This is a genomic window from Plantibacter sp. lyk4-40-MEA-4, assembly GCF_030209415.1.
In the GTDB taxonomy this organism is placed as follows: Bacteria; Actinomycetota; Actinomycetes; order Actinomycetales; family Microbacteriaceae; genus Plantibacter; species Plantibacter flavus_A.
Map to the genome: position 1 here is coordinate 554,312 of NZ_JARVSA010000002.1, position 15,626 is coordinate 569,937.

The 15,626-nt window shown below is 71.1% G+C and carries 15 protein-coding genes and 1 pseudogene; 4 read left to right on the top strand and 12 right to left on the bottom strand.

Annotated elements, in window-relative coordinates:
* Positions 1 to 2: 2 nt before the first annotated feature.
* A complete protein-coding gene (aztC, locus tag QRN44_RS04665; protein WP_285038403.1) occupies positions 3 to 935 on the top strand; it encodes a zinc ABC transporter substrate-binding protein AztC in 933 nt (310 codons plus the stop codon).
* Between the two features lie 28 nt (positions 936 to 963).
* Positions 964 to 2,208 (top strand): zinc metallochaperone AztD, encoded by a 1,245-nt coding sequence (aztD, locus tag QRN44_RS04670; protein ID WP_285038404.1) that lies wholly within the window; start codon positions 964 to 966, stop codon positions 2,206 to 2,208.
* Between the two features lie 85 nt (positions 2,209 to 2,293).
* On the opposite strand, the gene QRN44_RS04675 is transcribed toward aztD, so the two are convergent.
* From QRN44_RS04675 to QRN44_RS04685, 3 genes and pseudogenes are all read right to left on the bottom strand, one after another.
* Positions 2,294 to 3,688, bottom strand: a complete 1,395-nt coding sequence (locus QRN44_RS04675; RefSeq protein WP_285038405.1) for an FtsX-like permease family protein — start codon at positions 3,686 to 3,688, stop codon at positions 2,294 to 2,296.
* Positions 3,689 to 3,933: 245 nt separating this feature from the next.
* Positions 3,934 to 4,611: pseudogene (locus QRN44_RS04680) on the bottom strand (ABC transporter ATP-binding protein); the annotation flags it as partial.
* Between the two features lie 102 nt (positions 4,612 to 4,713).
* On the bottom strand, positions 4,714 to 5,028 hold the full coding sequence (locus tag QRN44_RS04685; protein ID WP_285038406.1) for a hypothetical protein: 315 nt from the start codon (positions 5,026 to 5,028) through the stop codon (positions 4,714 to 4,716).
* A 127-nt stretch (positions 5,029 to 5,155) separates the two neighbouring features.
* On the opposite strand from QRN44_RS04685, the gene QRN44_RS04690 reads away from it, so the two are divergent.
* Complete coding sequence (locus QRN44_RS04690) at positions 5,156 to 6,310, top strand: AI-2E family transporter (protein WP_285038407.1); 1,155 nt, start codon at positions 5,156 to 5,158, stop codon at positions 6,308 to 6,310.
* A gap of 22 nt (positions 6,311 to 6,332) precedes the next feature.
* Here QRN44_RS04690 and QRN44_RS04695 read toward each other — a convergent pair whose 3' ends face one another.
* The 8 genes from QRN44_RS04695 to QRN44_RS04730 form a co-directional block, all read right to left on the bottom strand.
* The gene (locus tag QRN44_RS04695; RefSeq protein ID WP_285038408.1) at positions 6,333 to 7,430 is read right to left on the bottom strand and encodes an ABC transporter ATP-binding protein; all 1,098 of its coding nucleotides are present in this window, start codon (positions 7,428 to 7,430) and stop codon (positions 6,333 to 6,335) included.
* Positions 7,427 to 8,239: an ABC transporter permease gene (locus QRN44_RS04700; protein WP_285038409.1), complete on the bottom strand. Its 813-nt coding sequence runs from the start codon at positions 8,237 to 8,239 to the stop codon at positions 7,427 to 7,429. Before QRN44_RS04700 ends, QRN44_RS04695 begins: the two co-directional genes overlap by 4 nt.
* A complete protein-coding gene (locus QRN44_RS04705) occupies positions 8,236 to 9,204 on the bottom strand; it encodes an ABC transporter permease (protein WP_285038410.1) in 969 nt (322 codons plus the stop codon). The genes QRN44_RS04700 and QRN44_RS04705 overlap by 4 nt, the downstream gene beginning before the upstream one ends.
* Entirely contained in the window at positions 9,204 to 10,313 is a 1,110-nt protein-coding gene (locus QRN44_RS04710) for an ABC transporter substrate-binding protein (RefSeq protein ID WP_285038411.1), read from the bottom strand. The genes QRN44_RS04705 and QRN44_RS04710 overlap by 1 nt, the downstream gene beginning before the upstream one ends.
* Before the next feature lie 287 nt (positions 10,314 to 10,600).
* Positions 10,601 to 11,233 (bottom strand): GNAT family N-acetyltransferase, encoded by a 633-nt coding sequence (locus QRN44_RS04715; RefSeq protein ID WP_079001349.1) that lies wholly within the window; start codon positions 11,231 to 11,233, stop codon positions 10,601 to 10,603.
* 49 nt (positions 11,234 to 11,282) lie between these two features.
* A complete protein-coding gene (locus QRN44_RS04720) occupies positions 11,283 to 12,398 on the bottom strand; it encodes a lactonase family protein (protein WP_285038412.1) in 1,116 nt (371 codons plus the stop codon).
* 42 nt (positions 12,399 to 12,440) lie between these two features.
* Entirely contained in the window at positions 12,441 to 12,731 is a 291-nt protein-coding gene (locus QRN44_RS04725; protein WP_197479053.1) for a winged helix-turn-helix transcriptional regulator, read from the bottom strand.
* A gap of 36 nt (positions 12,732 to 12,767) precedes the next feature.
* Positions 12,768 to 14,054 (bottom strand): adenylosuccinate synthase, encoded by a 1,287-nt coding sequence (locus tag QRN44_RS04730; RefSeq protein WP_064295554.1) that lies wholly within the window; start codon positions 14,052 to 14,054, stop codon positions 12,768 to 12,770.
* A gap of 252 nt (positions 14,055 to 14,306) precedes the next feature.
* On the opposite strand from QRN44_RS04730, the gene QRN44_RS04735 reads away from it, so the two are divergent.
* Positions 14,307 to 15,059 carry an HAD-IIB family hydrolase gene (locus QRN44_RS04735; RefSeq protein WP_285038413.1) on the top strand — a complete coding sequence of 251 codons (753 nt, stop codon included), beginning with the start codon at positions 14,307 to 14,309 and terminating at the stop codon, positions 15,057 to 15,059.
* Positions 15,060 to 15,128: 69 nt separating this feature from the next.
* On the opposite strand, the gene QRN44_RS04740 is transcribed toward QRN44_RS04735, so the two are convergent.
* The gene (locus QRN44_RS04740) at positions 15,129 to 15,605 is read right to left on the bottom strand and encodes a DUF3151 domain-containing protein (RefSeq protein WP_064295552.1); all 477 of its coding nucleotides are present in this window, start codon (positions 15,603 to 15,605) and stop codon (positions 15,129 to 15,131) included.
* Between the last annotated feature and the right edge of the window lie 21 nt (positions 15,606 to 15,626).

The following is a 15,626-nucleotide window of genomic DNA, read 5'->3' on the forward strand; positions in this document are numbered from 1 at the left end:
CCATGCGAGCGACCATCCCCCGGACGACCGCCCTCCTGCGCACGACCGCCGTCCTCGCGGCCGGCCTCGTGCTCGGAACCGGCCTGACGAGCTGTGCGGCGAGCGCCGACGACCGCCCGCTCGTCGTCGTGACCACGAACATCCTCGGCGACGTCGTCGGTGAACTCGTCGGTGACCAGGCCGAGGTCATGACCCTCATGCCGCCCGACGCCGATCCGCACTCCTTCGAGATCTCCGCACGGCAGGCGGCACGCATCACCGGTGCGCAGCTGCTCGTGTCGAACGGCCTGGGACTCGAGGAGGGGCTCACCCAGCACCTGGAGACCGCGGCAGACGAGGGGGTGCCGATCGTCGAGGCCGGCTCGCTCGTCGACGTCCTCGAGACCGAGTCGGGCGCGACCGATCCGCACTTCTGGACCGACCCGCTGCAGATGACGTCGGTCGTGGACGGGGTCACCGAGGCGTTGCTCGAGGAGATCCCCGCGCTCGACGCGGCCGAGCTGCAGACGAACGCCGCCACGTACACGGCCGAGCTCGAGGCGCTCGACGCCGAGATGGCCGAGGCGTTCGCCGCCATCCCGGCCGAGCAGCGGAAGCTCGTCACCAACCATCACGTGTTCGGGTATCTCGCCGCCCGCTACGACTTCCAGGTCATCGGCGCCGTGATCCCGAGCGGCACCACGCTCGCGGCCCCCAGCGCCTCGGACCTCGACGAACTGTCGACCGCGATCGAGGAGGCCGGCGTCCGGACGATCTTCGCCGACTCCTCCCAACCCGACCGGCTCGTGCAGGTGCTCGCCGACGAGGCCGACGTCGACGTCGCCGTCGTCCCGTTGTTCACCGAGTCGTTGACCGCCGGGTCGGGCGACGCCCCCACCTACCTCACCATGATGCGCGCGAACACCGAGCGCATCGCCACCGGACTCTCGCCCTGAGCGGGCGTCCACGAACCGATAGGAAACCATGCAGCAGCACCGCAGTCCCCGGGCATCGCGCCTGAAGCGCGGCCGGGTCCCGTTCCTCGCCGTCGGCACCGCCGCGGCCCTCCTCCTCACCGGATGCTCGACCGCGAGCGGCTCCGCGCCGGACGCGACCGCGTCGACCTCCGCCGACCCGCAGAGTCGGATCACCCTGACCTATGACGGCGGCCTCCTCGTCCTCGACGCCGCCTCCCTCGAGGTGGTCGGCGACCTCCCCCTCGACGGGTTCAACCGGGTGAACGCCGCCGGCGACGGGCGGCACGTGCTCGTCACCACGACGAAGGGCTTCCAGGTCCTCGACACCGGGACGTGGACGGACGAGGACGGCACCTCGAAGCAGGCCGACCCGGTCCTGACCGACCTCGTCTTCCCCGCCGACACCGCAGGCCACGTCGTCCGTCACGCCGACAAGACCATCCTGTTCGCCGACGGCTCCGGCGACACGACGATCTTCGACAGCGCCGACCTCCTCGAGGCCACCGACGAGCTGCCTGAGACCGAGACCATCCCGTCGGAGGCCGCGCACCACGGTGTGGCCATCGAGCTCGAGGACGGCACCGTGCTGTCCACGATCGGCACCCCGGACGCCCGGACCGGTGTCCGCGTGCTCGACGACTCGCGCACCGAGATCGCCCGCAACGAGCAGTGCCCGTCGGTACACGGTGAAGGCACCGTCAAGGACGAGGTCGTCGTGTTCGGCTGCAGCGACGGCGTGCTCGTCTACGACAGCGGCGTCTTCACGAAGGTCCAGGCGCCGGACGCCTACGGGCGCACGGGCAACCAGTACGTCAGCGAGACGTCCTCCATCGCGGTCGGCGACTACAACAGCGACCCGGACGCCGAGGGCTACGACCTCCGCCAGCTCGCGTTCACCGACACGGTCGCGAAGACGACGAAGATCGTCGACCTGCCGGAGGGCGTCGGCTACACCTGGCGCGACGTCGCCCGGGGGCCGAACGACGAGGTCATCGTGCTCGGCAACGACGGTTCGCTGCACATCCTCGACGAGCAGACGGGTGCCGTCACCGACACCATCGAGGTCATCGACGCCTGGGAGCCGCCGGCCGAGTGGCAGGACGCCCACCCGGCGCTCGTCGTTCAGGACGGTGTCGCCTACGTGACCGACCCGGCGACGAAGTCGATCCACGCCGTGGATCTCGCGTCCGGCGACATCACGACGGGTGAGCTGCCCGGCGTCCCGAACGAGATCGCGGTCGTCACGGGCTGACCCGACCTCACCGAGAGCGCCCGTTCCGTCCTCCCCGCGTCATGCAGGGGACGGAACGGGCGCTCTCGTCGTGCGGGCCGGGCGGTCAGACGCGCTCGGGCGCTCGGAGCACCCCGGAGACGACCGGACGGGTCGCGCGAAGGGCCGCCCACACGAGCCCGATGCCACCGGCGAAGCACCCGACGATGACGAGGACCGACAGCGGGGCGAGGATGACGCTGATGCTGGCCATCGGCAGGACGAGCAGGACACCCAGTCCGGCCGAGCCCAGCGCGACCACCCGCAGGGGCAGCATGACCGCGCGACCGCGAGCCCGTTCCATGACGTCCCGCGGCACCCCCAGGCGGTCGAGGCTGACGTAGAGGTCGCGGCGGTCGAGGACCGCCGAGGCCTGGTTCACCCCGACGGAGCACGCGACCATGAGGAACGACGCGACGAGCGTGATGATCACGCCGGTGCGGATGTCGTCGATGAGGACGGCGCTCTCGCGGTCGAGGTCGGAACCGCCTGCGGCATCCATGAGCGCCACACCGGTCCCCGCGACGACGGCGACGAAACTCGTCATCGCCACGCCGCTGACCTGATGCCACGCCGCCTTCGGCGACTCCAGGATCGTGCGGGCTGCGAGGAGCCGCTCCGATGTCTTGGCGCGCTTGGCCGACCCACGGCCGATCATCCCGACCACCCAGGGGCCGATCAATCCGAGCACGCCCACACCGGCTGCGAACCCGACACCCAGCACGGCGATGATGGCGGCTACCTCCTGCAACCCCGTCACGACGGAGAGCATGCCGTAGGCGAGGATCACGACGCCGACCCCGACGACGATGCGCAGCCAGTGCACGGTCGGCGCCTGCTGCTTCGTGCGGACGCCGAGCGGACTCACGTTCACGGCGCGGAGACCGATGGCGGCGCTCGCTGCTGCGAGCAGCACGACCCCGAGGACCACCGCGGCGATGATCGGGACACCGACCCAGACGCCCTCGACCCCGATCGGGGAACCACCGAACGGGATGAGCCCGATGAGCGGCAGCATGCCGAGGTACAGCAGGATCCCGGCGAACGCACCGAGCAGGGCGACCCCGGCCGACTCGAGGACGGTCATCGCCGTGACCGTGCCGGGTGTCGCGCCGAGGAGTCGAAGGGTGGCGAGTCGGTCGTCGCGGCGCCGTGCGGAGAGCCGCGCGGCGGCCCCGCCGAGCGAGCCGAGCGGGACGAGCAGCAGGGCCAGCGCGAGCACGCTGAGCACCTGGTAGACGAAGGCCGTCTCACCGGTCCACCGCCAGAACATCATCGCGCCGCCGAGCACCGTGAGGACGAGTGCGGTGGTCACGGCGAATGCGACCGCCGGGAGCACGATCGTCGCAGGGCTCTGCGCGCCGGGGCGGGCGAGCATCCAGGTGAGACGGACGACGGGACTCCGACCGCTGCCGGCGGGGACCGGGATCCGGGTCGGTGCGACCCCGAGTGCGGCGGTCACGGTCGGGCTCCGTTCGGGACGACACCGGTCGCCTGACCCGGGTAGGTCTGCGGCGGGTACGGCTGCGCAGCGGGCTGGGGGTACGGCTGCTGCGGGAACGGCTGCCCGGCGGGCTGCTGCTGGTACGGGGGCTGCTGCGGCGGGTACGGCTGCTGCGGCGGGTACGGCTGCTGCGCCTGCTGCGGCACGGGTGCCTGCCCGCTCGCGAACCGCTGCGCCGGGGTCGGTGCGCCGACCCCGGCCGGCTGCCCGAGGATCCGACCGTCGGCGAGGCGGATGATCCGAGAGCACCGCGCGGCGACCGTCTCGTCGTGCGTCACGAGGACGAGCGTGCGTCCCTGCCCGGTGGTCGCGTGGAGCAGCGCCCCCATGACGTCGGCCGAGGTCCGGGAGTCGAGCGCGCCGGTCGGCTCGTCGGCGAAGACGATCGGCGCACCGGTCACCTGAGCGCGGGCGATCGCGACGCGCTGCGCCTGACCACCGCTCAGTTCGCCGATCCGACGGGTCTCCATGCCGGCCAGTCCGAGGGCGGCGAGCCACGCTGCCGCACTCGACTCGGCGGCGATCCGCGGTGTCCCGCCGAGCATCAGGGCGATGGCGACGTTCTCGACAGCGGTCAGCTCGGGGATGAGCAGGCCCTGCTGGAAGACGAAGCCGAAGGACTCGCGCCGCAGTTGCGAGCGGTGGCGTTCGTCGAGCTGGTCGACGCGGACGACGCCCGTCGGGGTGCTGAAGGCGATCGAGCCGGTGTCGGGGGTGACGATCCCGGCGAGCGCATGCATGAGCGTGGTCTTGCCGGAGCCGGAGGCACCCATGATGGCGACCGACTCACCGGGGAGGATGTCGAGGTCGACGCCGGCGAGGGCGACGGTCGGCCCGTACTGTTTCGTGAGTCCGCGAGCGGAGAGGATCGAAGTGTTCATGCTCCCATCGTCGGCGGCGGGTGTCCCGCAGCGCGTCGGCCGGGCGATGCAAGCTCCACCGTGCGGGTCATCCGCGAGGTGGACCCGGCGTGGACCTCGCGGTCAGTTGCCGCGGCGGCGGTACTGGGCGAAGACCGCCGCGTCGGCCGCCCAGCCGGCACCGAGGAACCGGAGGCCTGTTCCGGCGTCGGTCCCGTCGGTTCCGGCCGCGGGCGCCTGCGCCGGCTCGACCGAGGCGGTGAGGTCGACCCCGGCAGCGCCGGCGGCGACGTGCGCAGTGGCGCTCACGCGCTCGGCGACCACCCCCTGCTCCGCGGCCTCGTCGCGCCGGCCCGGCATCGGCTCCGTCAGCGGGACCGCCCGCAGCGGTGCGGTGACCCGGGTGTGGACGGCGTGCGAGCGGGTGATCGATGACATGTTCCCATCGTCCTGAACGCGAACACCCGACACATCCCGCAGCCGGGTGATCCTGCGGGACCCGGTCTCATCCTCCGGTACCACGACAGCTGTCGGGCAAACGGGCGGTGGGCAATACGCTTGCGGCATGACGAGTACGCCCCATCGCCACCAGCAGCTGCGTCCGGCGGCACGTCAGCAGCGTGTCCGGTTCCGCGCCCACCGCCCGGCCGAGGTGACGACCACCGTCAGGACGACCCTCCAGCGCCCCTTCGCGATCGGCTTCGTCGGAGCACTCGGTGCCCTCGCGGCCATCCTGCTCGTCCTCACCCTCGGCTCGCTGTCGACCATCCTCGTCTCCATCGCGGTCGGACTCTTCATCGCCCTCGGCCTCGACCCGGTCGTCGTCCGACTCGAGGCACGGGGCATCAAGCGCCCGTTCGCCATCGCCATCGTCTTCGCCGCCTTCGCCGTCCTGCTCGCGCTCCTCCTGGCTCTCGTCATCCCCGTCGTCACCCGGCAGGCCGTCGAGCTCGTGAGCAACGCCCCCACCTTCCTCACCGGCATCCAGGACCAGGAGTGGTTCCGGTCGCTCAGCGACTACCTCGGTCCGGGCGTCGACCTCCAGGGCGCGCTCGACTGGCTCTACGGGGTGGCCGCCGACCCGAAGACCTGGGTGGTCCTGGCCGGCGGCGCGCTCAACATCGGCGTCGGCATCGCGAACGGCCTCTTCGGCGGCTTCATCGCCCTCGTCCTCGCGCTCTACTTCCTCGCCTCCATGCAGGCGATGAAGAACGCGTTCTATTCGCTCGTGCCCCGTCGCTCCCGGCCGCGCGTCGTGTCGATCACCGACCAGATCACCGCCTCGATCGGCGGGTACGTGAGCGGCATGGTGGTGCTGGCCGGGATCAACGCCGTCCTCGGGCTCATCATGATGCTCATCGTCGGGGTGCCGTACGCCGGGATCCTCGCCGTCGTCATCTTCTTCGTGACGCTCATCCCGCTCGTCGGCTCGATCATCGCGACCGTCATCGTCGCGACCGTCGGGCTGTTCGACTCACCGACGACGGCACTCATCGTCATCGTCTACTACCTGGTCTACATGCAGATCGAGTCGTACGTGCTGACGCCGCGGGTCATGAACAAGGCGGTCTCGGTGCCCGGCGCCCTCGTCGTCATCGGTGCGATGGTCGGCGGTTCGCTCATCGGGCTGCTCGGCGCCCTCGTCTCCATCCCCGTGACGGCGTCGATCCTGCTGATCATCAAGCAGGTCGTCGTGCCACGGCAGAACGCGAAGGCGTAGCCGCCCCCGGCCGGTGAGGGCCTCAGGCCGTCTGCACCGGGACGGGACGGCCCGCGAAGCGGATGCGGACGGACTCCCCCGCCTCGAGTCGTTCCGTCGCGCCGTGCTGCACCGCGACCAGCGTGCCGTCCGGCAGCTCGACGGTCGTGCGGCGCACCGGGCCGAGGAAGCTCGAGGTGAGCACGACCGCAGCAGACCCGACCGCGGGCTCCGTCGCGTCGGTGAACACGACGTCCTCAGGCCGGACGAGCGCGACGACGGCGCCATCCCCCGGCTGCTCGCCGATCACCGGGAGCACCTGCCCGAGCACCTCGACCCCACCGGGCACGAGCACACCCGGGATCCGGTTGCTCAGGCCGATGAACTCCGCGACGAACGGCGACGACGGCCGCGAGTAGAGCTCCTCCGGCGTCCCGATCTGCTCGATGACGCCGGCACGCATGACGGCGACCCGGTCGGCGACGGCGAGCGCCTCCTCCTGGTCGTGCGTGACGAAGAGGGTCGTGATCCGCAGCTCCGACTGGATCCGGCGGATCTCGTCGCGCAGCTGGACGCGCACCTTGGCGTCGAGTGCGCTGAGCGGCTCGTCGAGGAGGAGGACCCGAGGACGCGTGACCAACGCCCGGGCGAGGGCGACGCGCTGCTGCTGGCCGCCCGACAGCTGGTGGGCGTAGCGGGCGGCGAGGTGGCCGAGGCCGACGAGGTCGAGGCTCTCGGCGGCACGCGTCCGTCGCTCGGCCGCGGGCACCTTCCGCATGCGCAGACCGAACTCGACGTTCTCGAGCACCGTGAGGTGCGGGAACAGCGAGTACGACTGGAACACCATGCCGAGGTCGCGCTTGTTCGTCGGCACGGACACGACGTCGACCCCGTCGATGAGCACGCTCCCCGAGGTGATGTCCTCGAGCCCCGCCAGGCTGCGGAGCGCGGTCGTCTTCCCGCACCCCGACGGCCCCAGCAGCGCGACGAACTCACCGGGCGCGAGGTCGAGGCTCACGCCGTCGAGGGCACGGGCACCCGAGCCGTAGTCCTTCACGACGCGATCGAACCGCACCGCCGCGCCGGCCGGGCGTCCGTCTCCAGGCGTCGCTGCCGGTGCCGACTGGTCGATGGTGGTCATGGTGTCTCCCTGATGCGTCGGATCGATCCGACGCGGCCGATGATGAGCAGCAGGACGAAGGCGAAGGCGAGCGCCAGCAGGGCGAAGGCCACCGCGACGAAGGGATCGCTCTTCGACACCTGCACGAGCGAGGTCTGCAGCGTGTTGCGTCCGAGGAGCGAGGCGATCGTGTACTCACCGAGGACGACGGCGACCGAGATGACCGACGCCGTCAGCACGCCGCGACGCAGGTTGGGCAGCAGGACGCGGACGAGGACGGTCCCCCAGCCGGCGCCGAGCGTGCGCGCGGCCTCGGCGAGGGTGCCGACGTCGACCGACTGCAGGTTCGCGGCGATCGCCCGGTAGGCGTACGGCAGCACCGTGATCCCGTACGCGAACGCGAGCGTCCATGGCGCACTGCCGAGCAGCCTGGCCACGACCGAGTAGACCGGCGCGAGTCCGACGACGAGCACGATGGCCGGCACGGTGATCGGGATGATGCAGACGAACTCGAGGACCCGCTGCAGCTTCGGGAAGCGGAGCTTGACGAGGATCATCGTCGGCAGCAGGAGCACCACGACGATCAGCACGGTCACCGCGGCGAGCACGACGGAGTTGCCGATGCCCTGGAAGAGCACCCGGTACTTCCGCGAGTTCTCCGGGTCGAGGATCGCAGCCCAGTGGCCGAGGTCGTGGCCGCCGTCGATCCCGGCGCGCAGGGTGAACTCGACCATCGACAGGATCGGGACGGCGAACACCACCGCGACGACGACGAGGATGACCCGGCTCGTGAGCTTCGACGGCGTGGCCGAGTCGCGGACCGCGCTCATCGCTGCCACCGTTCCGTCCGCGCCTGCAGGGCGGAGTAGGCCGTCATCATGACGACCATCACGACGATCATCCCGATCGCGAGCGAACCGGCGAGGTTCTCCCGGCCGAGGACGGTCTCGCTGATGAGGGCACCGCGGATCTGGAGTGGCACGATCTGCGCCCCCTGGCTGATGAGCGCGGCGGCGGTCGCATAGCTCGAGAACGCGTTCGCGAACAACAGCAGGAGCGACCCGAGGAAGGAGGGGGCGAGGATCGGCATCGCGATCCGGATCCAGTAGGTGAAGCGGGTGCCGCCGAGGGTCGCGTTCGCCTCGGACCAGGTCCGCTTCAACCCCTCCATCGCCGGCATGAAGGTGATGACCATGAGCGGCACCTGGAAGTACAGGTACGGCAGGAGCAGGCCTGGGACCTGGTAGAGCCACACGCCGTCGGCGAAGAGGTCGACCCCGAGGCGGTCCTTGAGGAACACGGTGACGAGGCCCTGGATGCCGATGGTCGCGATGAAGGCGAAGGCGAGCATGACGCCACCGAACTGGGCGAGGACGCTCGAAGCCGCATCGACGAAGGTGCGGATGAGTCCGTCGGGCCGGACCGCGAGGAGCGCGTAGCAGACGAGGGCTCCGGCGACGGCTCCGGCGACCGCAGTGACGGCGGAGACCCAGAAGGAGCTGGCGAAGGCCCCGAGGACCGCCGGTTCGGTGAGCGCCGTGAGGTTGTCGAGCGTGAACGCGCCGTCGCCGTCGAAGAAGCCGGTGGCGAGGGCGAGGAACGTCGGGACCGCGAGGAAGAGCAGGGCGTACAGCGCGAACGGCGTCAGGCCGAGGAGCGCCCAGCGCGGACGGCGGCGGGGGCGCGCCGCAGCGGGTTCGGCCGAGGCGTCGGATGCGTCGGTCGGCGGGAGCGAGACGGCGGGGCCGGCGTGTGCCGACCCCGCCTCACTCCGCCGGGTGGCGGAGGTGGTCATCAGGAGATCGCTGCCGCCCACTTCTCGGCGAGCAGCGAGGTGGCCTGCTCGGTCTGCTCGGGCGTGAACTGCACGAGGTCGGCGGGCATCTCGCCCACGGCGTCGAGGGCCTTCTGGTCGACGGTGTCGGCCTCGACCATCGCGGCGAGGGTCGAGGGGTACGCGCCGGCGGCGAGGTACAGGTTCTGCGCCTCGGGGCTGAAGATGAACTCCTGCCAGAGTCGCGCGGCCGCGGGGTGCGGCGCGTCCACGTTGATGGCCTGGTTGTAGTAGCTGCCGACGGCCGAACCCGGGAGGACGGTGGTCTTCCAGTTGCGCTGACCCTCGTTCTCGGTCGCCGCGGCGAGGTTGTTGTAGCTCCAGTCGATCACGACGGGGGTCTCACCCGAGGCGATCGTCGCCGGGGTCGGGTCGAGGGGCAGGAAGTTGCCCGCCTGGTTGAGCTTCTGGAAGAAGTCGACACCGGGCTGGATGTCGTCGGCCGAACCACCGGACTGCAGGGCGGCGAGGTAGACGCCGGCCGCGGCGGCACCGGCCTGGGTCGGGTCGCCGTTCAGCGCGACCTTGCCCGCGAACTCGGAGCCGAGGAGGTCGTCGAGCGACTTCGGTGCGGGGACGGCGTCCGCGTCGTAGCCGATGGAGACGAGGCCGGTGTAGTCGTACACCCACAGGCCGGTCTTCTCCTTCGAGCCCTCCGGGATGTCGTCCCAGTTGGCGACCTGGTACGGCGCGAACTGGTCGAGGTTGTCGAGGGCGACGGCGGAGCCGAGGTCGAAGACGTCGGGAGCGGTGTCCTGGCCCTGCTGGTTCTTCGCGGCCGTGATCTCCTCGGCGCTCGAGACGTCGGGGTCGGCCGAGTTGACCGTGATGTCGTACTTGTCCTCGAACGCGGAGATGATCTTCCCGTAGTTCGCCCAGGTGTCGGGGAGGGCGATGACGTTCAGCTGGCCCTCGGCCTTCGCCGCCTCGACGAGCGCGTCCATCCCGCCGAAGTCCTCGGCGGAGGTCGCCGTCTTGGCGTCGACGTCGGAGCCGGCTCCGGTGTCCGCTCCGGCGGAGCATGCGGTGAGCGCGGTCGCTGCGAGCGCGACGATGGCGAGGGCGGTCATACGCCTGGTGTTCACGGTTCCTCCAGTGACGTCGGCGGCCGCCCGTGCTGTCGGGCCGTCGGATACCGCGTCCGTCGTCTGGAGGACAAGCTAGGGTCGCGACGTAGCGCGATCGGGGCCTGCCGGTGTCGCGCAGGTGAACAGTGCCCGTCGCCATCGCCCAGGCCCACCTCCGGTCCCTGAGCCTGTCGAAGGGCAGGGGCGCCACCGGGAGGACCGCCCTTCGACAAGCTCAGGGACCGGGGGGGGGTGAGGGACCGGGCGGGGGTGGGGGCTCCGGGGCCGCGTCAGCCGCGGAGGGCGACTGGGCCGGGGCTCCTGGCGAGGCGCTCCTCGAGACCGGACCGGACCTCCGGCCACTCCTCGGCGATCACGGAGAACAGCGCGGTGGTCCGCCACGTGCCGTCGGCCCGCTGCTTGTCGCGGCGGATGAGCCCCTCGAACGTGGCCCCGAGGCGCAGGATCGCCGTGCGCGAGCGCTCGTTGCGCTCGTCGGCCTGGATCTTCACCCGGCCGAAGCCCGCGTCGAACGCGAGCCCGAGGAGCAGCAGCTTCGTCTCGGCGTTGACGGCGGTGCCCCAGACGCGCGGGTCGTACGCCGTCCAACCGAGGTGGGCGGCCTCCCCCGGCTCGTCGAAGTCGCCGAGCGTGGACGTGCCGACGAGGAGCCCGTCGTGCTCGCCGCCGACGAGACGGATGACGTAGGTGTTGCGCACGCCGGTCGTGAAGTAGCCGTCCGCGAAGGCGTCGAACTCGGCCTGCGTCGTCGGCAACCCCGCAGGCCCGCCGCCGTAGCCACCGGCGAAGACCTCCGGGTGTGCGATCGCCGTGAACAGCTCCGGATAGTGCGCGCGTTCAAGCGGTTCGAGGCGGATGGTCCGGCCGTCGATGGGGCGGGGCTCAGGGCGTCGTGCGGTCACCGTTCCACCGTATCCGGTGACGGGCGTCGCGCGCGGACCGGTCTCGCGGTCAGGCGAGGATGAGGCAGGTGGGCGAACCGGCGTCGAGCGTCCCGAGGAGCGTCGTCGGGACCCCCGTGCGCTCGTCGAGCCGGAAGCTCGCAATGGAGTTCGACAGCTGGTTCGCGACGTGCAGGAAGCGACCCGACTCCCGGTGGTGGCGCGGCATCGTCCCACCGCACTCGACGTCGGCCACGGCCTCGACCCGCGAACCGTCGCCGGTGACGCGCAAGGTGGCGATGCGGTCGCTCCCGCGGACGCCGACGTGCAGCTGCTCCCGCGAGGCGGCGAGGCTGATCTCGGCACCCGTGTCGCCCTCGGACACGCCCTCCGAGGTGGCGACGGTCGCCGCGAGGATGTGCCAGTGCCCGTCGGTGCCGTCGACACCGAGCGTGAAGACCTCGACCGAGTACTCGGTGATGACGTGGAGGTGCCCGCTCGGGTGGACGACGAGGTGTCGCGGACCCGTGCCGCGCGGGAACACGACGGTGTGGTCGAGCACCAACCGCGACCCACGGAGCTGCCAGATGCGGACCGTGTCGTGGCCGAGGTCGGTGGTCGCGATGCGGCCGTCCGGGAGGAGCGCCGAGGCGTGCGCGCGCGACGGTCGGGACGGCAGGGCCTCGCCGACAGCGGCCTCCAGCGCGAGCAGCGTGAGCGCGTCCTCGCCCGCGTCCGCGGACTCCGCAGCGAGCGCGGTGGGCGACACCCAGGGGTCGACGGACGCCTCGCCGAGACGCGGGTCGCCGGCGAACGCCGCGTTCTCCGCGAGCGGGACGGTCACGACCCGACCGTCGCCGTAGCAACTCGCGATGAGGACGTCGGCACCGGGGACCGTCGCGACGTGGCACACCGAGTCGCCGGCTTCGATGGGCTTGCCGAACGGCGCGAGCCCGAACTCGCCGGAGCGCTTGAACGCTTCGACGGCCCCGGTCGACTCGCTCGCGGCGTAGACGATCGGCAGCGTCGGGTGCAGGGTGAGGAAGGACGGCGACTGCGCCTCCGACGACTGCACGAGGCGGAGGGTGCCCGCCTCGTCCTGGCGCAGCAGGCTGATGCCGGCACCGGTGCCGTCGGCCTCCGAGGTATAGGAACCGAGCAGGAGGTAGGGGTTGTCGTCGCTCACCCCCACAGTCTCCCACCTGCGCCGTCTGACATCGGCGCCCGCTCAGGAGGCGCGGCGGGCACGGACGCCTGCCGCGTACTCCTTCGGGGTCATGCCGATCGCCTCACGCACGATCCGGATGAGCGTCGCGCGGGTGATGCCGAGCGCGTTCGCGAGGGTGACGAGCGAGAGGTCGGGATCGTCGTCGAGCGTCGCCAGGGCGCGCCGGACCCGTGGGTCGAGCGCTCCGGTGTCGCGCTGGGCACGCACCGCCGGGCGAGGCCTGACCTCACCGCTCGTGAGCTCCTCGACCGGTGGCAGCCCGGGCAGGGACGGCTGACTGGATTCGTCCACCATGGCGCGTTCGACGCTCGTCGTTCGCTGCTCGGGTCAGTCGACGAGGTCGTGACGCACGACGATCGCGTCGCGGCCGGGACCCACACCGATCGCGGAGATGCGCGAACCGCTCATCGCCTCGAGCGCCAGCACGTAGTCCTGGGCGTTCTTCGGCAGGTCCTCGAAGCGGCGGACACCGGTGATGTCCTCCTGCCAGCCGGGGAACTCCTCGTAGATCGGGACGGCGTGGTGGAAGTCGGTCTGCGAGACCGGCACCTCGTCGACCCGGACGCCGTCGACCTCGTAGGCGACGCACACCGGGATGGTGGCGAGGTCGTCGAGGATGTCGAGCTTCGTCAGGACGAAGTCGGTGACACCGTTGATGCGCGCCGCGTACCGGGCGATCGGGGCGTCGTACCAGCCGACACGGCGCGGGCGGCCGGTCGTCGTGCCGAACTCGAAGCCCTTCGAGCGGAGGTAGTCGCCGGACTCGTCGAACAGCTCGGTCGGGAACGGGCCGGCGCCGACGCGGGTCGTGTAGGCCTTGACGATGCCGATGACGCGGTCGAGGCGGTTCGGGGCGACACCGGAGCCGGTGGCCGCACCACCCGAGGTCGCGTTGGAGGAGGTGACGAAGGGGTAGGTGCCGTGGTCGACGTCGAGCATCGTGGCCTGCCCACCCTCGAAGAGGACGATCTTGCCGTCGTCGAGCGCCTCGTTCAGGACGAGCGCGGTGTCCGCCACCATCGGGCGGAGTCGCTCGGCGTAGGCGAGGAGGTCGGCCACGATCTCGTCGACCGTGATGGCGCGGCGGTTGAAGACCTTGACCAGCAGGTGGTTCTTCTGGTCGAGGGCGCCCTCGACCTTCTGGCGCAGGATGTTCTCGTCGAAGAGGTCCTGGATGCGGATGCCGACGCGGTTGATCTTGTCGGCGTAGGCCGGGCCGATGCCACGGCCGGTGGTGCCGATCTGACGCTTGCCGAGGAAGCGCTCCGTCACCTTGTCGATGGTGCGGTGGTACTGGGTGATGACGTGCGCGTTGGCGCTCACGAGGAGGCGCGAGACGTCGATGCCGCGGGCCTGGAGTGCCTCGAGCTCGTGGAACAGCACCTCGATGTCGATGACGACACCGTTGGAGATGACGGGGACGACGCCGCTCGTCAGGATGCCGGACGGCAGGAGGTGGAGCGCGTACTTCTCGTCACCGATGACGACCGTGTGCCCCGCGTTGTTGCCGCCGTTGAACTTCACGACGTAGTCGATGCGGTCACCGAGCAGGTCGGTGGCCTTCCCCTTGCCTTCGTCGCCCCACTGGGCGCCGACGATCACGATTGCTGGCATCTGGATGCCGCCCCTTCCGGATTCTCGTGTGCCCGGCGGATCCGCTGGGGAACCACGCCCTGACAGGCCGGACGCCCACCCTCTGCGGGCGGGCGTCTCGTGCACGCACCCCTCCATCGTACCGGAGGAGGGTCACGGGCACCGAGTCCCGGGCTGCGCTCGATACCATGAGGGGATGTTCAGGCCTCGGGCGGCCGTCCTGCCTGCCGATGGCCCTCGACGACCGTCCTCTCGACCGACCGAACGGAACCCATGACCTCCCTGCCGCGCCTCGTCGCCTTCGACCTCGACGACACCCTCGCCCCGTCGAAGTCCGCGCTCGACCCTCGCATGGCCGAACTGTTCGTCGCGCTCCTCGAACGCACCTCGGTGTGCATCATCTCGGGCGGCCAGATCGTGCAGTTCCAGAACCAGGTGCTCGACCGGCTCGGAGCCGCGTCGCCCGAGGCCCTCGGCCGACTGCACCTCATGCCCACCTGCGGCACCCGGTACGACCGCTTCGACGGCACCGCGTGGGTCACCGTCTACAAGCACGACCTCACCGACGACCAGAAGGCCCGCGCCATGGGCGCGCTCGAGACCGAGGCCAAGCGACTCGGCCTCTGGGCCGACGATACCTGGGGACCGATCCTCGAGGACCGCGGCTCGCAGATCACCTTCTCCGCCCTCGGGCAGGCAGCGCCGGTCGCCGAGAAGACCGCCTGGGACCCCGACGGCGCGAAGAAGGAGTCGCTGCGCGCCGCCGTGCAGGCCTTGCTCCCCGACCTCGAGGTCCGCTCCGGCGGCTCGACCTCCGTCGACATCACCATGGCGGGCGTCGACAAGGCGTTCGGCATGACGCGGCTCGCCGAGCACACGGGCATCCCGCTGGATGAGATGGTCTTCGTCGGCGACCGTCTCGACGAGGGCGGCAACGACTACCCGGTCCTCGCGCTCGGGGTGCCGTCGGTGGCCGTGCACGGCTGGCAGGACACGGCGGCGTACCTGGAGTCGCTCGGCCTGTAGGCCCTTCGACAAGCTCAGGGACCGGGGACGCGGCCTGCCCTTCGACAAGCTCAGGGACCGGGGAAGGGGTCAGTCGGAGCCGAGGATGACGATCGCGGAGGTCGGCGGGGCCGCCGCCGCGACGAGGTACTCGATCTCCTCCGACGCCGTGGGGTCGGCCTCGCGCAGGAAGGTGTCGAGACGCTCGACCTCTTCGGTCTCGCCGATCGCCTTCGCGGAGCGGCGGAGCGCGTAGAGCGAGCGCAACACCCCGCGGTTCGGCGCGTGCGACCACGGGATCGGGCCCTGACCGCGCCAGCCGGCGGCACGGAGCGAGTCCAGGCCGCGGTGGTACCCGACCCGCGCGGCCGCGTAGCCGGGGATCGGCGACTGCGGGTCGTGGACGGCGTCGGCGAGGAGCGCCCAGCCGAGCGAGGAGCGGGGGTGGGCCGCGAGGAGGTCCGCCAGCGCCTCGATCGAACCGACGGCCGCGTGGAACTCGGCATCGGTGGCGCTGTCGTCCGGCAGCAGTGTCGGAGGGGTTGCCATCAGATTCTCACCGGTCATCGTTCAACCATAGCTCCGTTC

Bases quoted from the DNA above. Each gene is read 5' to 3' on its own strand.
- aztC (WP_285038403.1), top strand. From the start codon at position 3: ATGCGAGCGACCATCCCCCGGACGACCGCCCTCCTGCGCACGACCGCC.
- aztD (WP_285038404.1), top strand. From the start codon at position 964: ATGCAGCAGCACCGCAGTCCCCGGGCATCGCGCCTGAAGCGCGGCCGG.
- QRN44_RS04685 (WP_285038406.1), bottom strand. From the start codon at position 5,028: ATGTCATCGATCACCCGCTCGCACGCCGTCCACACCCGGGTCACCGCA.
- QRN44_RS04690 (WP_285038407.1), top strand. From the start codon at position 5,156: ATGACGAGTACGCCCCATCGCCACCAGCAGCTGCGTCCGGCGGCACGT.
- QRN44_RS04695 (WP_285038408.1), bottom strand. From the start codon at position 7,430: ATGACCACCATCGACCAGTCGGCACCGGCAGCGACGCCTGGAGACGGA.
- QRN44_RS04700 (WP_285038409.1), bottom strand. From the start codon at position 8,239: ATGAGCGCGGTCCGCGACTCGGCCACGCCGTCGAAGCTCACGAGCCGG.
- QRN44_RS04705 (WP_285038410.1), bottom strand. From the start codon at position 9,204: ATGACCACCTCCGCCACCCGGCGGAGTGAGGCGGGGTCGGCACACGCC.
- QRN44_RS04710 (WP_285038411.1), bottom strand. From the start codon at position 10,313: ATGACCGCCCTCGCCATCGTCGCGCTCGCAGCGACCGCGCTCACCGCA.
- QRN44_RS04730 (WP_064295554.1), bottom strand. From the start codon at position 14,054: ATGCCAGCAATCGTGATCGTCGGCGCCCAGTGGGGCGACGAAGGCAAG.
- QRN44_RS04735 (WP_285038413.1), top strand. From the start codon at position 14,307: ATGACCTCCCTGCCGCGCCTCGTCGCCTTCGACCTCGACGACACCCTC.
- QRN44_RS04740 (WP_064295552.1), bottom strand. From the start codon at position 15,605: ATGACCGGTGAGAATCTGATGGCAACCCCTCCGACACTGCTGCCGGAC.